Annotated in this window: 13 protein-coding genes; 12 read left to right on the top strand and 1 reads right to left on the bottom strand. The window is 50.7% G+C overall.

Features of this window, described 5'->3' with window-relative positions:
* Positions 1–83 precede the first annotated feature (83 nt).
* The 6 genes from ppsA (at position 84) to H8J70_RS03140 (ending at position 11175) form a co-directional block, all read left to right on the top strand.
* Entirely contained in the window at positions 84–2486 is a 2403-nt protein-coding gene (gene ppsA, locus H8J70_RS03165; RefSeq protein ID WP_186502448.1) for a phosphoenolpyruvate synthase, read from the top strand.
* A gap of 179 nt (positions 2487–2665) precedes the next feature.
* Positions 2666–3307 carry a transcriptional regulator CcpN gene (ccpN, locus tag H8J70_RS03160; protein ID WP_186502411.1) on the top strand — a complete coding sequence of 214 codons (642 nt, stop codon included), beginning with the start codon at positions 2666–2668 and terminating at the stop codon, positions 3305–3307.
* A complete protein-coding gene (locus H8J70_RS03155; protein ID WP_186502410.1) occupies positions 3308–4129 on the top strand; it encodes a pyruvate, water dikinase regulatory protein in 822 nt (273 codons plus the stop codon).
* Positions 4130–4190: 61 nt separating this feature from the next.
* The gene (locus H8J70_RS03150; protein ID WP_186502409.1) at positions 4191–9080 is read left to right on the top strand and encodes a phosphohydrolase; all 4890 of its coding nucleotides are present in this window, start codon (positions 4191–4193) and stop codon (positions 9078–9080) included.
* Positions 9070–10062 (top strand): Rossmann-fold NAD(P)-binding domain-containing protein, encoded by a 993-nt coding sequence (locus tag H8J70_RS03145; protein WP_186502408.1) that lies wholly within the window; start codon positions 9070–9072, stop codon positions 10060–10062. The genes H8J70_RS03150 and H8J70_RS03145 overlap by 11 nt, the downstream gene beginning before the upstream one ends.
* A 12-nt stretch (positions 10063–10074) precedes the next feature.
* A complete protein-coding gene (locus H8J70_RS03140) occupies positions 10075–11175 on the top strand; it encodes a flavodoxin family protein (protein ID WP_186502407.1) in 1101 nt (366 codons plus the stop codon).
* 92 nt (positions 11176–11267) lie between these two features.
* Here the strand turns inward: H8J70_RS03140 and rpmB are convergent, their stop codons facing one another.
* Complete coding sequence (rpmB, locus tag H8J70_RS03135; protein ID WP_186502406.1) at positions 11268–11459, bottom strand: 50S ribosomal protein L28; 192 nt, start codon at positions 11457–11459, stop codon at positions 11268–11270.
* A 136-nt stretch (positions 11460–11595) separates the two neighbouring features.
* Between rpmB and recG the strand changes: the two genes are divergently transcribed.
* From recG to surE, 6 genes are all read left to right on the top strand, one after another.
* Positions 11596–13629, top strand: coding sequence for an ATP-dependent DNA helicase RecG (gene recG / locus H8J70_RS03130; protein ID WP_186502405.1), 2034 nt, complete (start codon positions 11596–11598; stop codon positions 13627–13629).
* A gap of 135 nt (positions 13630–13764) precedes the next feature.
* Positions 13765–14493, top strand: a complete 729-nt coding sequence (locus tag H8J70_RS03125) for a WecB/TagA/CpsF family glycosyltransferase (RefSeq protein WP_186502404.1) — start codon at positions 13765–13767, stop codon at positions 14491–14493.
* Between the two features lie 16 nt (positions 14494–14509).
* The gene (locus tag H8J70_RS03120; protein WP_186502403.1) at positions 14510–15148 is read left to right on the top strand and encodes a phosphatidylserine decarboxylase; all 639 of its coding nucleotides are present in this window, start codon (positions 14510–14512) and stop codon (positions 15146–15148) included.
* The gene (gene pssA / locus H8J70_RS03115; protein ID WP_246415249.1) at positions 15145–15825 is read left to right on the top strand and encodes a CDP-diacylglycerol--serine O-phosphatidyltransferase; all 681 of its coding nucleotides are present in this window, start codon (positions 15145–15147) and stop codon (positions 15823–15825) included. Before H8J70_RS03120 ends, pssA begins: the two co-directional genes overlap by 4 nt.
* Before the next feature lie 83 nt (positions 15826–15908).
* Complete coding sequence (locus H8J70_RS03110; protein WP_186502402.1) at positions 15909–17159, top strand: glycosyltransferase family 2 protein; 1251 nt, start codon at positions 15909–15911, stop codon at positions 17157–17159.
* Between the two features lie 9 nt (positions 17160–17168).
* Positions 17169–17924 (top strand): 5'/3'-nucleotidase SurE, encoded by a 756-nt coding sequence (gene surE / locus H8J70_RS03105; protein ID WP_186502401.1) that lies wholly within the window; start codon positions 17169–17171, stop codon positions 17922–17924.
* Positions 17925–17990: the final 66 nt, after the last annotated feature.

The raw sequence follows: 17990 nt of genomic DNA, 5'->3' as shown, positions 1-17990 counted from the left end.
ATATGATACAAATAGGGTACTATAAATACGAAATAAGTAACATTAAGCATATATGATTAGAGGGTTTCAGGAGGTAAGGTATGATGGACAGAGATAAAGCATTTGTGTTATGGTTTGACGAACTGCGCCGCGCAGACGTAGCTCTTGTTGGGGGAAAATCATCGTCTCTGGGCGAATTGACATCGCAGACGAAAGTGCCTGTTCCGTATGGCTTTGCAACGACGGCTGAAGGGTACCGGCATTTTATGCATGCCACGGGCCTGGATGTGACGATTAAAGAATTATTAAAAGGCCTGACGGACGTCGAAGATTCCACACAGCTGCGCGATGTTACAGCTGCCATCCGCAAGGCGATTTGCGATGCGGAAATGCCGAAAGATCTGGCTGATGCCATCCGTACCAGCTATGAAGAACTGGGCAAGAAAATGGGCGAAAGCGATCCCTTTGTGGCCGTTCGTTCCAGTGCCACAGCCGAAGATTTGCCTGATGCCAGCTTTGCCGGCCAGCAGGATACCTATCTGAACGTTAAAGGCGCAGACATGGTCATCGAAAAGGTAAAAGAATGCTATGCTTCTACTTTTACAGATCGTGCTACCTACTATCGTACGAAACAGGGCTTTGATCACCTCTCTGTAGCACTGAGTGCAGCTGTCCAGATGATGGTCTTCTCCAAGGCTGCCGGCGTTATGTTTACGGTTGACCTGGTAACGGGTGATGATTCGACGATTACCATTGAAGGTGCCTGGGGCCTGGGCGAATACGTCGTACAGGGCACAGTTACACCGGATAATTTCCGCGTAAACAAGGATACGTTGGAAATTATGTCCAAGATGGTAAATGATAAACCCATCAAATTGGTCCGCAAAGAAACGGGCGACGTAGAAGAACAACCCGTACCGGAAGCAGAACGGAAGCTGCAGGCTATTTCTGATGATCAGGTACGTGAACTGGCCAGCTACGCCAAAGCCATTGAAGAACACTATGGCTGCTACATGGATATGGAATGGGGCGTCGATGAACGGACGAATAAACTGTGGCTTCTCCAGGCCCGTCCGGAAACCGTATGGTCCAAGAAGAATAAAGAAAAGAAACAGACTAAGACTGAAAGTGGGGAACAGGTTGCCATGACAACAGAACGCAACATTTTGGTAAAAGGTCTTCCGGCCAGCCCGGGACACGCAGCAGGCAAAGCCCATGTCATTCTCGATCCGGCGAAGATTGCCGAATTCAAAGACGGCGAAATCCTCGTTACGACCATGACAGCTCCAGACTGGGTACCGGCCATGAAGAAAGCCAAAGCCATCGTTACCGATGCCGGTGGTATGACCTGCCACGCTTCTATTGTCAGCCGTGAACTCGGTATCCCTTGCATCGTCGGTACGAAGAGCCGCAGCCAGGAAGCGACGACGACCATTCAGGATGGCCAGGAAATTACGATTGACGCAACAAATGGTATCGTCTACGAAGGCGTTGTAGCCGATATTGTCAAACCGGCTGCCGCAGCTCCTGCTGCCGGTGCAACGGTCGTAGCTGCTGAAGCGGCTCCTATTACAGGGACGAAGATTTATATGAATCTGGGCAACCCCGATTTGGCTGAAAAATATGGCGTTCTGCCGTGCGACGGCATTGGCCTCATGCGTGAAGAATTCATTTGGACGACCTTCATTCATGAACATCCCTTGTATCTCATCGAAATCGGTCATCCCGAACGCGTCGTAGACCAGCTGGCTGACGGCATGCGTAAAGTATGCCAGGCCTTGGCACCGCGCCCGGTAACGCTGCGCTTTAGCGATTTCAAATCGAGCGAATACCGCAACCTTAAAGGTGGCGACAAATACGAACCACAGGAAAGCAGCGCTCTCCTCGGCTGGCGTGGGGCATCGCGCTACTACGATCCTAAGTACATCGAAGCCTTCAAACTGGAAATCAAGGCTGTCCGCAAAGTACGGGAAGAATTCGGCTTCAAGAATCTGAACGTCATGATTCCGTTCTGCCGCCGCGTCGACGAAATGGAAAAGGTCGTTAAGATCATGGACGAAGAAGGCTTGCATCGCGGACCGGACTTTAAAGTTTGGCTCATGGCTGAAATTCCTTCCAACATCATTCTGGCTGACCAGTTCAATAAATTCGTCGATGGCTATTCCATTGGCTCCAACGATTTGACCATGCTCATCATGGGCTGCGATCGTGATAACGATACGGTAGCACCGCTCTTTGATGAACGGAACCTGGCAGTAAAGAGAGCTATCCGTCATTTGATCAATGTGGCACATAAAGACGGCAAGACCGTTTCTATTTGTGGCCAGGCACCGAGTGTATATCCGGACTTTACGGAATTCCTCGTCAAGAGTGGCATCGATTCTGTATCGGTTAACCCCGATGCGGTCGTTGCGACCAGAAAGAATGTAGCACAGATAGAACAGCGGATACTTATGGATTCCCTCACCGGCAAAGGCCGTGCTGATACCGAAGATTATACGTGGTAACAGAATGACATAAAAAAGACGGATCAAGAGTATTAGGCTATTCTTTTGATCCGTCTTTATTTGTATACTATCTTATTTTTCTATATCAGGCAGGTATTTATTGTGTATATGGAAGAGATAGTATATACTTATTATTGTATACAACCAAATTATTGATACGCAGGAGGTGAACGGAGAACATGTTATCGGAACGCCAGGAAACGATTTTGAATATTGTCAAGGAACAAAGCCCGATTACGGGACAACACATTGCGGCCAAATTGCATGTAACGCGTGCTGCGCTGCGCTCTGATCTGGCTATTCTGACAATGCTGGGCCTCATTGATGCCCGCCCGAAATTGGGCTATTTCTTTACAGGCAATAAGGAAAAAGATCTGCTGTCCCGCGTGATTACAGATATTAAAGTGGAGTCGTGCCTGTCCCAGCCTGTTGTCGTAGGTGAACATACCAGCGCGTATGATGCCGTAATCGCCATGTTTACAGAAGATGTAGGAACCGTATTCGTTGCCAATGACAACATCCTGGTCGGCGTCGTGTCCCGGAAGGACCTGCTGCGAACGGCCCTGGGAAATAATGACCTGCGCTCGTTACCTGTACGCATGGTAATGACCCCGGCCAGTAAGCTCATCTATGTAGAACCGGAAGAACAGGCACTGGTAGCGGCGCAACGGCTGATGGAATACGAAGTGGATTGCCTGCCTGTCGTGAACGTCTTGAACCGGGAACAGGAAGATCGCAAGGAATTACATATTGTAGGCAGAATTTCTAAGACCAATATTACCCGCCTCTTTGTAGAATGCGGATTAGGGAGGAGATCGTAAGTGGATAAACCCATAGTGTATGCTTGTTCTGATTCACTGGGAGAAACGGCAGAACGCGTGGCCCGGGCTGCTGCCAGCCAGTACAATCAGGAGGAGTTTAACATTGTACGTATTCCATATATACGTTCGGAACAGCAGATAGACGATATTGTAAAAAAAGCAGAAGAAAATAATGCCATGATCTGCTATACCATCATTTCTCCGGTTTTGCGGCGGCGCTTACAGACGCTGACAGAAGGACGGAAGATTACCGTTGTCGATATTATCGGCCCGATGCTCGCAGGGATAGGACAGATTGCTTCTACAGAGCCGACTATGAAAGCCGGTATGATTCACCGCCTCGATGAGGAATACTTCAAACGCGTAGAAGCCATTGAATTTGCCGTAAAATATGATGATGGCAAGAACCCTGTAGGTTTCCTGAAAGCGGATATCGTCATCGTCGGCGTTTCGCGTACATCTAAAACGCCTTTATCCATGTACTTGGCTCATAAGCGGATCAAAGCGGCTAACCTGCCCTTGGTGCCGGAAGTGGCCCTGCCACCGGAACTGTTCCAGATTCCGGCCCGCAAAGTCGTGGGCCTGATCATTGATCCCTTCAAGCTGAATTTTATCCGTAGTGAACGGCTGCGCAGTATGGGCCTCGACGCCAATGCCAGCTATGCCAATATTGACCGCATCAACGAAGAATTAACGTATGCCCGCAGTGTCATGCGGCGCCTTCACTGCCCGGTTATCGACGTATCGTCTAAAGCCATAGAGGAAACGGCGAACCTTATTATGGATATCGTCAAACGTAATCGGGAACTATATGCTGAATAAATTATGATGAATACAACAAGACGCCGTCCTGGCGTCTTGTTGTGTTTTGGAGGGATAGACTATGAAGAGTGACGGTATTACCATATATCAAGCACTTCGGCATGCCTTGAATGAAGAAAGCTTCCGACGGCGTCCGGTCTTTGATGAAACGCTGTTGCAAACGCTTTGCAGCGAGTCTGTACTGCGGCCCCTCGCAGAAACACTGGCCTCCGTTGCCGGTGCCGATGGCCGTTTTTATGCGCCACAGGTACTCAAAGAGCTGCAAGGGCGGTTTTCCCTGCTCAAGGACAGTCCTGATGGCGGCTGGCTGCTGTACTGCTATAATTCTATCCTCGTGCGGATCTTTCCGGAAAATAAGGATTCCTGGGATGACCCCATGATGCTTCCGGCCCTGACGGATGCGCCGCAGTACCGAGCTGGCCGCCTGTTTATTCTGCAGGTATTACGTGGCTTATACCGTTATGAACGGTACCGTCTACCCTTCGATCCGACGAAAGATATTCAGCTTCTCAGCAGTGATGAAATACGGGCTAACACGTATACGTCAGAATACTTGCGCATGAAAAAACTGATCATGGACTTTTATGTTTATGAATTCATGCGCCTGGGTATTGATATTACGCCATATAATACGCTAGGACATATAGGCGGCGTCCATTATGTGGCGATGTATATGGCCAGACAGCTTAGCCAGTGCGAGGTCCCTATCGATTTGGGCCTTATTTCCGGGGCGGCTGTGTGCCACGATATAGGAAAATACGGCTGCCGGAAAAAGGAAGCCCGGCGCGTGCCGTATCTTCATTATTTTTATACCAGCCTTTGCTGTGACCGGACCGGCCTTTCCATTATCGGCCATATTGCAGCCAACCATTCGGTCTGGGATTTGGAACTGGAAAATTTGTCGGCTGAATCGTTGCTGCTTATTTACGCAGACTTTCGCGTCAAGAGCAGCCGTGATGCCCGTACGGGGAAAGAAATCGTCCATTTCTATACCTTGGAAGAAGCGTTCAATGTCATTTTGAGCAAGCTCGATAACGTAGATGAAAAGAAAAAGCAACGCTATCAGAAGGTATATGCTAAGCTGGCAGATTTTGAAGCCTTTATGCGGGAACAGGGCGTCATGACGGATTTGCCTGATGACTTTGCCCAGGCTCCTTTGTTTCCGCCGCAGCGGCGGCAACGGGAACGGGTACTCATGGAAGGAAAAGATATTGTCGATCAGCTCAAATTTGCCGCCATTGACCATAACCTTCGCCTTATGAGCCTTTTCCGCAATGAAAGTGATTTTGGCAATCTCATCGAAGCTGCCCGAAGTGAACGGAATTGGAAAAATGTGCGTACGTACATCGGCATTTTCCGGGAATATTCCATGTACATGACGGAACATCAGAAATTGATGACCCTCAAGTATTTGTATGAGCTCTTGTCGCACCGTGAAGGGGATATCCGCATGGAAGCGGCCGAACTCATGGGAAGTATTATAGCTAATTTCAATATTCATTCCAGTAAGGAATTACCGGAAGGCGTAACCCTGCCTCACAAAAAGATTACGAACCTGACCTTGTTCCGGCAGTACCTGTCCCAGACTATTAAACCGGGCTTGCGCTTTACCATGCAGCACCGTCTGTGGATCAGCTATTGCCTGAGTCCCTTTGTCTGCTCCTTGCTGGAAAATTGCCGTGTCCAGGATCGGCCGGCGTATATGCAGATTTTGCGGGAGTATTACGAACAGGATGATTATACGTCGGAATTGCGGATTATCCTCTTAAAAACGTTGAACGATATTAAACCCGAATGCTTTGATGCGCCGTTTGGCAATATGGCCAATTCCTTTATTTTGGCAGCCCGTAAGGATGCGGATTTCAACGTGCGCATTGCTTCTATTTACTCGTCCCGGCACGTCGTAGCCGGCTATACGGATGATGATTTTTGGCGCGACCTCTTAGAAGCCAAGGGACTGCCTGCAGAAAAAGAAGCCTTTTACGAACAAGAAGGAGCGCTCTTCCTGGATGACTTGAAGACCGGCGTCCATTGGGTCGTCAAGGTTGCCAATATCGAGCTCGTCCTGCATTATATGGATGAAAGCCGCGATAGTGGCAGCGTCATGCATTTGGGCATGCATTTGAATAACCTTTTGAAGGTAAGTGAATCGTTTTTTGTCCGCCAGGTGGCCGGCCAGGGACTCTTGGAAGTTGCTAGCCACATGACCTATGCCCAGCGCAATGAAATGGCCGTCGAATTGTTTAATGGCCTTGAAATCGGAGACCTGCAGATTTCAAAATACGTACCGCAGTTCTTAGGCCAGATGATCCTGAAACTGCCGCCTCAGGTCTTTGATGAATTTGCAACGACAATCCGTACGCAAATCCTGACGGCAAATACGCAGATGGCTTCGTCCATGGTCAATACTGTGGGCGTCGTCCTGGAACATTTCCATGAATTTGAACGGGACTTTCCCAATAACGAAGGTAAAAATAAGGAACGCCAGCGGCAGCTTCTGTATATCATGATCAAGGCCTATGCCCATTATGATAAGGAACTGAGCCGTGATGCCTTCCGCGATATAGGCCGTTTCATTTATCACAGCCCGTACATGCCTATAGAGCAGACGGATTTCCTCTTTGCCCATTCCTATAAAAAATTGCTCATTACCCTCTGTGAAAATACGGAACGGACGCTGGACTTCTACAGTAATGCCGCTGTTTTGAACCATATTTACCGCTATATCGGCATGCATGAATTCCTGCATCAGGGCGCTTTCGACCTGCCACTTCATCGAAAGGCCTGCTTCTATCCGGGCACCTTTGACCCCTTCAGCCTGGGCCATAAGGCGGTAGCCTGCAAGATCCGCGATCTGGGCTTTGAAGTGTACCTGGCACTCGATGAGTTTTCCTGGTCCAAGCATACGCAGCCCCGGCTCATGCGCCGCAAGATTATGAACATGTCCGTTGCGGATGAAGAGGATATTTATCCCTTCCCGGACGACGTATCTGTCAATATTGCCAATGAGGCAGATATTCACCGCTTAAAGGAAATCTTTTCCGGCAAGGAATTGTACATTGCTGTCGGTACGGACGTTATTGAAAACGCCTCGGCCTATAAGGCGACACCGACGGCAGATTCGATCCATACGGTGAACCATATTGCCTTTGCCCGGGAAACCAGGGAGAACGAAGATGGCGGCCCGCATGGCGGCTATCCCATTACGGCGAAGGTCGTGCCGCTTTTGCTGGACAAATTCTATGAAGATATCAGCTCGACGCGGATCCGTGAAAATATTGACCTGAACCGGGATATTTCTAACCTCATCGACGCCGTAGCGCAGAGCTTTATTTACGACAACAACCTGTACCTGCGTGAACCGGCCTATAAGCATGTTCTGGAAGCCAGGGAAATCGGTATCGGCGCATTCCGGCCGCGGGGTGCAGAAAGTCTTTGGCCTGTTTATGGCCGTCTGACTCAAATGGGCTACGATATCGACGTTATCGACCGCTACATCGAACGGGACCGCAACCTGGACAAGGAACGGGTCTGGACGCTCTATATCGATAATGCCGGTACAGAAAAGCGGATGATTGCCTATGCGGCAGTCCACGGTGTACGCAATAAAGATTTATTGAATGAATTCGGCGACATGCAGACAGCAGCCCACATCCGCCAATCGGCCGACGGCAACATTGCCTGCATTGGCTTCATGTACATTGCTGATGATGCCGATATTTCTAATGCCGGCCAGATACTGATTACAGAAATCCTGACGGAACTCATTGCCCGGGACTATGCCTATGCGGTCTATCATCCTGTCGATGAGGCTGGCTATAACCGGACTGTCCTGGACGCACTGGCAAAACAGGGGTTTGTCAACATCGAACCGCCAGGCTCCATGCAGCCTCTCTACGCCGTCAACATGAAGTCGCCTATCGTCATCTTCCGGGATGTAGAAACGATCATTAAGAACCCCTTCAATAAGAATCCCCGTGTACTGAAGGTGCTCGATCAGGCCCATTCTAATTTGCTGCGGACCATGCGCCATATTTATCCGGGCAAATTGCTCCTGTCCTTTAATACGAGTGCAGTACACCATAAAATCATCAATAAAGTGGCCCATATCAACGGCGTCTCCATCATTGAAGATAAGAAAAAGCGGCGCGGTCCCTATATGTCCGTGCCCTTTGGTAAGGCCTTGAGCGATGTCCTCGTGCCGAATACAGTAACCAAGGCCCTGCACATAGAAAAATATTTTAACCGCTCCGTCAAAGGCTTTACCATTGCCGAAACGCATCACTATTCTTCTGTAGAAAACCAGGTCAAGACGATTAAGTCCTTTAACCGCCCGGTTATCCTCATCGATGACCTCTTGCACAAGGGCCATCGCATGCGTATGCTGACGCCGTATTTAATGAAGAATCAGGTAGAAATCAAAGAAGCCCTCGTAGGGGTCATGACAGGCCAGGCCATGGATATGATGGCAGAAAAACATATTAAAGCCGAATGCGCCTATTTCCTGCCGACACTGGAAGTCTGGATGAATGAACGGGACTGCTACCCCTTTATTGGCGGCGACAGTATAGATAATGCCGATAATTACAGCGGCTACGACCGCAATCCGTCGATCAATCTGATCCTGCCGTACGTAAAACCTGCGTTCATTAAGCATGGTGATGCGGAAGCGGATTTCTACTATTCCCTGACGTGCCTGAAAAATGCACATATGATTTTAAAAACCCTGCAGGATGTCTATCAGGAAACGTACGAAAAGAGGCTGACCTTAAAACGCTTGGGTGAAGTCGTTACGTATCCGCGCTATCCGGATATCGATGTAGGCGTCAAGTTTGATGAAAATATGGACCTGACCCGCTTCATTGAAAATGATATCGAACGGCTCGTACGCCTGCGCTGGGGAGAACACTGGAAGAGCGATGAAAAGGGGGAACCAGACGATGGAAAATAAACGGTACGTCCATGAATTGCCGCGTGAGGCCGGCATTACAGCGCCGCTGCCTCTCACGGGCTGCCCATTTACGGCGCAGAAGAAGCAGCGCCTTCATATCCTGGCCTTGGGCGACGTAGGTACGACGCTGCTCATTGGCCTGCGGCTCTTAGGTGCAGCCGATATTGAATCTATAGGTATTTGTGACCTGAACGAAAAGAACCTCAGCCGGCTGGAAATGGAAATCAATCAGATCCGCTATCCCTTTGCCGGTCAGGGGACAGAACCGCTCTTGCCACCGGTGGATATCGTACAGGAGGACCGCCTTTTTGACTGTGACGTCTTCGTTTTTTGTGCCTCTAAGGGCGTGCCGCCTTTAGAGGCACAAGGGGACGTGCGCATGGCCCAGCTCGCTGCGAACCGCGGTCTTATCCGCCATTTTGCGGCCTTAGCCAAGGCGGCAGCCTATAGAGGATTTGTATGTATCGTATCGGATCCTGTAGATCCCTTGTGTGCAGCCTTTCTCGACGCGTCGGGCCTGAAGCCCTGGCAAATCCAAGGCTATGGCTTAGGCGTCATGAATGCCCGGGCCTGCTACTATGCTGAAAAGGATGGCCGCTTTACGCATTATCTAACGGCCGGCCGGGCCTTTGGCCCCCATGGGGCCGATCTGGTCATTGCCGACAGTGTCACGGCCTATGACGACGCCCTTTCCAGGAAACTGACGGGACAGGTCGTGCAGGCGAATATGCGTGTCCGCGAGTTAGGCTATAAGCCCTACATTGCACCGGCCCTTTCGTCCGCAGCTCTTTCGATTCTCCTCAGCCTGCGTGGCCATTGGCATTACGGCTCGGTCTATTTGGGTGATGCTGCTAAGGGTGCCTTTTTCGGCGTTAAAAACCGCTTTACCCCGGCAGGGATCGAGTACGAGGACCTGCCCCTGTGCCAGACCCTGTACGAACGGCTGCAGACGGCCTATATGAATCTGTGTGCCTTGCGATAAAGGAGGGATAGCATGCTCTACGTGGTACAATTGGATTGGCAGGATAAGGATGGTGTTTCCCGCCTGGATACGATTCTCGAATATGCCCTGGCAGGGACTCCTTACAAGCTGATCAGCCATTTGGAAGAATTTATAGCCCTGTGTCCCGATACCGCCTTGCGTACTGCGCCGGACGGAAAAGACCGGCAGCTGCTCTTTGCTGTCAATCTGGCCCGTGGCGGCATGAATCTCTCCTATGCCCGCCTGCTGTATCATTTATCGTGTCACAGCCATTGTCTGGAAGGCTGGACCGGCGCTGTTCTGGTCGACGGCTCAGAGGAACTGTTTACCAAAAAAATAGGCCGTGAACTGATCTTTATGGCCAACCGGGCCGGCTGTGCGTTCCCGGGCAAACCACTCGTAGAAGGGACAGGCTCTCTCTATAATTTCAACGTGCAGGCGAAACTGCAGGGCATAGATAATCTGCAGGCCTATAAGGAAAGTGCCCGCCGCCTCGTAAAAAAAGTGACGGCCTTTGTGCCGCGCTGGGAGGGCATGGGCCAGCGCGTACTGGCGCTGCATGCCAGCAGCCGCCGGACGAGTAATACCCTCCTCTTGTGGGAACTCGTACGGCAGCACCTGCCTCCGGAAATGTCGGTCCAGGAAATTTCCCTGCGCAATGGCAGCGTCGTCGATTGCCGCGGCTGCAGCTATGAAGCGTGCCTGCATTTTGGTGAAAAAGGGGACTGCTTCTACGGCGGCGTCATTGTCGAGCAGGTTTACCCGGCTATCAAGCAGTGCGACACGCTGGTACTCATTTGTCCGAACTATAACGATGCCGTCAGTGCTAACATTATGGCCTTCTTTAACCGCCTTACGGCCTTGTTCCGCAAGGACTGGGATACCTTTGCCCATAAGCGGATTTTTGCCCTCGTCGTCTCCGGCTACAGCGGCGGAGATATTGTGGCGGAACAGATCATCGGGGCCTTGAACTGCAATAAGAATTTTGTCCTGCCCGGTCATTTTGCCCTTATGGAAACGGCTAACGAGCCGCGCAGTATCCTCGGCTGCCCACACGTAGAAAAACGGGCTGCAGCGCTGGCACGGCGCATCAGTGGCGTAGCCTATGCATAAAAAATAACCCCCTGCCACCTGGCAGGGGGTTATGCATGCACGGTATATAAAAAAAGATGATTCGAAAAAGAATCACCTTTTTTTATACAGGATTAAACATCACGCTGTACTTTACCGGAACGGAGGCAGCGCGTGCAGACGTTTACGCGTTTGACTTCGCCGTCAACGATAGCGCGTACTCTCTGAATATTCGGCTTCCAAGTTCTTTTGGTCTTTAAGTGGGAATGGCTGACGTTCATGCCCGTTACGGTACCTTTACCGCAGATTTCGCAAAAATTTGCCATGAGTAACACCTCCTTGTACTTTCGCAGTACAACATATAAATCCTATCATAAAAGAAAGATAAAATCAAGGACTAATCACAAAAAGAGTTCACTAGATATGATACAATAAATAATATCATATGACAAGGAGAAGTTTATGGAAAATTCAATGCAGCGTCTGCCCGGCATTGGTAAACAACGGGCCAGGCTTTTTGCCCGTCTGGGCATAGAGACAATTTCGGATTTGCTCCAATATTTTCCGCGGGAATATGAAGACCGCAGTCACGTCGTCTCCCTGGGGGAGGCCGACGGGGAAGCCGGCCTCCCGGTCCTGGTCTGTGGGACTGTCGGCACGATACAGGAATTACGGCCGCGGCGGGGCATGACGATTTTAAAGGTCGTCCTGCGCGATGAAACGGGCTCTGTAGAAATGACCTGGTTTAATCAGCCCTTTAAAAAGAAACAGTTTCATACGGGTATGACGGTAACTGCCTTTGGCAAAATTGAATGGGCTTACGGCCGGCGGCAAATGAATACGCCAGATGTAGAAGAAGGCAGACCCCATGGAAATGGGTTTATGCCCGTGTATGGCCTGACCGATGGCCTTAAGCAAAATGATCTGCGCCGGGCTGTCCGGGCTGCCCTTGCCTTAGCCCGGCAGGAACCGGAACTGCTGCCGGCACCCTGTGTAGCGACGCGCCACTCTGTTCAGCCCCGGCTGGCTGTGTACGAGCAAATGCATTTTCCGGTGACGCGGGAAGAACAGGAAAAGGCCCGGCAGCAGCTGGCCTATGAAGAATTATTTGATATGCAAATGGGGCTCCTCTTGCGGCGGCGCAAGGAAGGCGGCCGCCAGGGGATTAAGTGCGGTCCCAATGGCAGCCTCTTGCGCCAGCTCTTTGCCCAGCTGCCCTTTCAGCTCACGCGAGGCCAGACGGCAGCCTTTTTGGACATACAGAACGACATGGAAGGGGAAGTGCCTATGCAGCGCCTCATCCAAGGCGACGTAGGCTCCGGGAAAACGGTTGTAGCCGCCCTGGCCCTGGCAAAGATCGTAGAAAACGGCTACCAGGGTGCCCTTATGGCACCGACGGAAATCCTGGCCGTCCAGCATTATGAAGAGTTTTGCCGCCTCTTTCACGATTTGCCCGTGCGCATTGCCCTGCTTACGGGCCGGACGGGCGAAAAGGAACGTAAAACCCTCCTGGCAGAGCTTGATGCCGGTACGATCCAGATTCTCATCGGTACGCACGCACTCATCCAGGCGGACGTTCTCTTTGCCGATCTCGGCCTGGTCGTCACCGATGAACAGCACCGCTTTGGTGTGCGCCAGCGGGCAGCCTTGCAGGATAAGGGACGGTCACCGCATGTCCTGTTCATGACGGCTACGCCCATTCCCCGTACACTGGCCCTTTCCCTCTATGGCGATCTCGATGTATCGTCCATCCGTGAGTTGCCGCCAGGACGTAAGGTCGTCAAAACCTATGCTGTCGGCGAGTCCATGCGCCAGCGCATTTATGCGTTCATGCGCAAAAACATGGCCCAGGGCCAGCAGTGCTATGTCGTCTGTCCCCTCGTTGAAGAATCGGAGAATGTCGATTTACAGGCGGCAACAGCCCTGTATGACACGCTGCGGACAGCCGTTTTTCCGGAGTTTTCCTGCGGCCTTGTCCATGGCCGTATGCCGGGGAAAGAAAAGGATGCCATCATGGAGCAGTTTTCTTCAGGTGCCATTCAGCTCCTCGTAGCAACGAGCGTCATTGAAGTCGGCGTCAATGTGCCGAATGCAACGCTCATCCTCATCGACGGGGCCGAACGCTTTGGCCTGGCCCAGCTGCATCAGCTGCGTGGCCGCGTAGGCCGTGGGGACTTACAGGCCTATTGCATCCTCCTGGCCCATCAGGGCAGTGAGGAAACGCGGCAGCGCCTGCATTATATGGAAACCATTCACGATGGCTTTGCCCTGGCAGAAAAGGATTTGCTCTTACGCGGCTCGGGCCAGCTCTTTGGCTATTTGCAGCATGGACTGCCCGACTTGAAGGCGGCCGACATTATCCGTGATGTATCCCTCTTGGCCGCTGCCCGTGATGAGGCCCGCCAGGTCCTGCAGGCAGGTGTCGATGAGACGCACGTACTGGCAGCCCTGAGCCGTCGCTTTGGTGCGTCCTTCGAACGCCTGCTGAATAACTAAACCTGTTGATAAATTGCGGGAATATATGTACATCATAGCGAATTTCAGCTATAATAAATGATAAAGTGCCTAAAACAGATGGAAAACTGTTGTCTGGCAGAGGTAAATTTCTAAACGATAAGGCGGAGATGGATTTTGTCTGGTAAAATCGATGTATTATCTGTTCCCATTGCGAATATCACTGTAGAAGAAACGAAGGATTTTGTTTTTTCCTGCGTCGATCAGGGGTTGGCCGCGTCGATTGCGACGGCGAATGCCGAAATGGTGATGAAGGCACAAGAGGATAAAGAACTGGCCCGGGTTTTACAAGGTGCAGACCTGGTAATTCCTGACGGTGCCGGTGTCCTCTGGGCAGCAGAACAACAGGGAAAAAAATTCAAAGAACGGGTAACCGGCTGTGATGTGGCAGAGCTGCTGCTGAAAGAAGCAGCTGCACGGCAGACGCCGGTATATCTTTTTGGCGCTGCTGACGGTGTTGCTGAAACGGTAGCAGCGAATATGGAAAAACGGTATGGAAAATTACGGCTGGCAGGTACCCACTCCGGCTTTTTCAGCGCCGCCGAGGAAGGCGATATCATTCGTGAAATCCGGGAGCAGGGAACGAAAATCCTTCTCGTTGCTCTCGGTGTTCCAAAACAGGAAAAGTGGATTCATGCCCATTTATCCGAATTAGGGCCCTGCGTTTGCATGGGTGTCGGTGGGACCTTTGATGTGCTCGCCGGCCGCGTTTCCCGTGCTCCGTCGTGGATGCAGCACAACCGCTTGGAATGGCTCTATCGTCTTTGCAAGGAACCAAGCCGCTTTCGGCGCATGCTGGCCTTGCCGCGCTTTATGGCAGCTGTGAAATTCAGCAGGCGCTCTTGAACAGGCAGGTGATTTTGTGAATAAACCTTTTATCATTACCGATGGCTATGTATTCATTTTCGGATCCATAGTACTGGCTGTTTTGGCAGGCCTCTTCATCAATGTATACGTAGCTGTATTACCGGCGTTGCTGGCTGTCTATTTTGCTTATTTCTTTCGCAATCCCCGGCGCCGTATCCCGGACGATGAACTAGCTTTGGTAGCACCGGCTGATGGTACGGTCGTTGCCGTGGAGGACGTGGACGAAGACCTTTTTCTCGATGAAAAATGCCGGAAAATTACGATTTTCCTTTCTATTTTTGATGCCCATGTCAACCGGATTCCCCTGGCCGGCACGATTAAGTTTCAGCAGTATACGTGCGGCCGTTTCCGGCCGGCTTATGAAGATGGCGTAGGGTACGAAAACGAACGCTATTCTCTGGGCATTGAAAATAGCCATACGCGTATTCTGGTTACCTTGATTGCCGGCGTTTTGGCCCGGCGCATCGTATCCTGGGTAACGCTGGGCGACGAGCTGACGCACGGCCAGCTGTACGGAATGATCAAATTTGGTTCTTGTATTGAAGTATTCGTAGAAGATAATGTGGAAATATGCGTAACGAAGGGGCAGAAAGTTCGTTGCGGTGAAACGGTGATAGGGAGGATTTTGCAATGACCATGAAGAACGTAATTCCATGTATATTGACAGCCGGCAATTTGGGCTTTGGCGTACTTAGCATTATCCAGACGGCACAGGGAAATCTCAATATAGGTGCGCTGTGCATTTTGCTGGCGATGGTTTGTGATGCCCTGGATGGACGGACAGCCCGGGCCCTGGGCGTGCAGGGCGAGTTCGGCAAAGAGCTGGATTCCTTGTCAGACTGCGTGTCTTTTGGCGCTGCTACAGGCTTTTTGATTTACACCTATGCCCTGCGCGACCTGGGCTGGATCGGCATGGTTCCTCCCATCCTTTACGCCTGCCTCGGCGGTATCCGCCTGGCCCGTTTTAACCTCAACACGACCGTCATCCACGGCTACTTTCAAGGTATGCCTATTCCGAATGGCGGCTGCATCGTCGCTACGTATGTCCTTTCCGGCGTTCACCTGCCGTCCTGGATTATCGCTATTATCGTGCTGGCCTTAGGCTATCATTTGGTCAGCAAAGTACATAACCCTGATTTCAAAGGCGCCAGCCCGGATGTGCTGCACAAATCTGCTTTGGCTATTGCCATCATTTGTGGTCTCCTGGTACTGGCCCTGATCGATTGGCATTTAATTTTGATTATGCCGTTTTTCCTCTATATTATCTTTGGTCTGGTCAACACTTGCATGAACATGGCGAAGGCGCACTAAGAGGATTCTTGCTGCGCTGCGCCCTGGTGCCCGCAACTTTTGCGGCAGGAAGATAAGAATAATGGTCTTAGAAAGAGGAATACATGGAGCATTTTCTTGATGTTATAATGATACCCATACAGGTAATCATCGTATTTTATACGTTGTATTACTTTATCCTGGCTTGCTTCGGCCTGATGAAAAAAAGGGACCGCGTGATGAGACCGCCAAAGCATACGTTTGCGGCCGTCATCTGCGCCCATAATGAAGAAAAGGTCGTCGGCAACCTGATTGACAATTTAAAAAATTTGAACTATCCGCGGGATATGTACGATATTTATGTCGTTGCCGACAACTGTACCGATCATACGCCTGACGTTTGTAAAGCCCACGGTGCCTATGTACGTATTCGTACGAATAAGGAGCAAGTAGGCAAAGGCTACGCCCTGGACTGGATGTTTGCCCAGATGCTGGCCCAGGAAAAACAGTATGATGCCTTTGTCGTCTTTGATGCGGATAACCTGGTACACCCGGAATTCCTGCGGGAAATGAATAACCATTTGTGTAAAGGCGAAAAGGTGATTCAGGGCTATATGGATTCTAAGAATCCGACTGATACATGGATTGCCGGCACCTTTTCCATTGCCTTCTGGCTCATCAACCACATGTGGCATCTGGCGAAGTACAATATTGGCCTTTCGACCGCCTTGGGCGGTACGGGCATGTGTATTGCCACGGAAATCGTACGTAAATATGGCTGGGGCTGCGACTGCCTGACGGAAGATATGGAATTTTCCATGAAAGTTCTTCTTGAAGGCGTGCGTACGTGCTGGGCCCACGATGCCATCATTTATGATGAAAAGGCACTGGGCTTTATGCAGTCTTGCCGGCAGCGTAAACGCTGGGCTCAAGGTCAGTGCGACTGTGGCGAACGCTTTATTCCCAAGCTCTTTGTGCGGGGCATTAAGACGGGAAACATCCGCATGCTCGACGGGATTATTACGTTATCACAGCCGTTTTTCATGATGATGTCGACCATCTATGCCGGCATTGCCATGATCAATTCGTATATTCCTTTGTATACGAATATTTTAAATCAGCTCATACCCGTTCAGATATGGACCGTCCTCGGTGTAGGGCAGTACCTCATTCCTATCATTGTCCTGTTGCAGATTAAAGTACCCATGAAGTCGTGGCTGTACCTGATCGTGTATCCGATCTTCATGTACAGCTGGATTCCCGTCAACTTTCTGGGCTTTAAGGACCGGCATAAGATGGAATGGAGTCATACGCTGCACACGCGGGCTGTGTCCTATGATACGGCAGCTTTATTGCGAAAAGAAAATAAAAAATAGGAGAACTCTATGCACATTCTTTTGACAAATGATGATGGACTGCAGGCTCCGGGCCTGCAAGCGTTAAAGAAAGAAATGGCACGTTTTGCTGATCAGGTCACTGTTGTTGCCCCTGCCGGGCAGCGCAGCGCTGCGTCTCATTCTATGACGATCAACAAGGCCTTATATTGTCAGGAACTGCCACAGACAGAAGACCATGTACGGGAAATCTCCGTTTCCGGGACGCCTGTCGATTGTGTCAAAATGGCGATGGAATATTTTCTCTCCGGCAAGCATCCGGATCTGATCATTTCCGGCATCAACAATGGCTACAATCTGGGCAGCGACGTCCTCTATTCCGGTACCGTTTCGGCTGCCATGGAAGGACCATACTACCAGGTACCGGCCATGGCCCTGTCGATGGTCGATATGACGGAAGACCGGTGCCGCCAGACGGCACAATTGGCCAAAACACTGATTGAACGGATCTTTTTGTGCGGTAAATTTCCGGGTATCTTGAATGTCAATATTCCGGAAAAGGGCGACATTTCTCTCAGTAATGCACGCGTTGTGCCGCAGACCGTACAAATTTATCACAATGTCATTATGGAAAAGCGGGACCTCGATGGCAGCCTTTGCTACAAAATCGTCGGTGACATCGATTTGACGACGGCCCCGGAAAATAGTGACGTTGCCTGCATTGGAAACGGGCATGTGGCCCTGACTCCGTTGTGCTGGCGCCAGACCGCAACAGCAGCTATGGAACATATTCAGGGCTGCCTATAAGATTGTTTAATTTTTTGCTTGCATTTTTCAAGTGAATCGTTTATAATCTAAGTCAATCACATATGA

This window comes from Megasphaera hominis (assembly GCF_014269395.1).
GTDB lineage: Bacteria > Bacillota > Negativicutes > Veillonellales > Megasphaeraceae > Megasphaera > Megasphaera hominis.
This window is presented reverse-complemented; position numbering and strand designations above follow the sequence as displayed.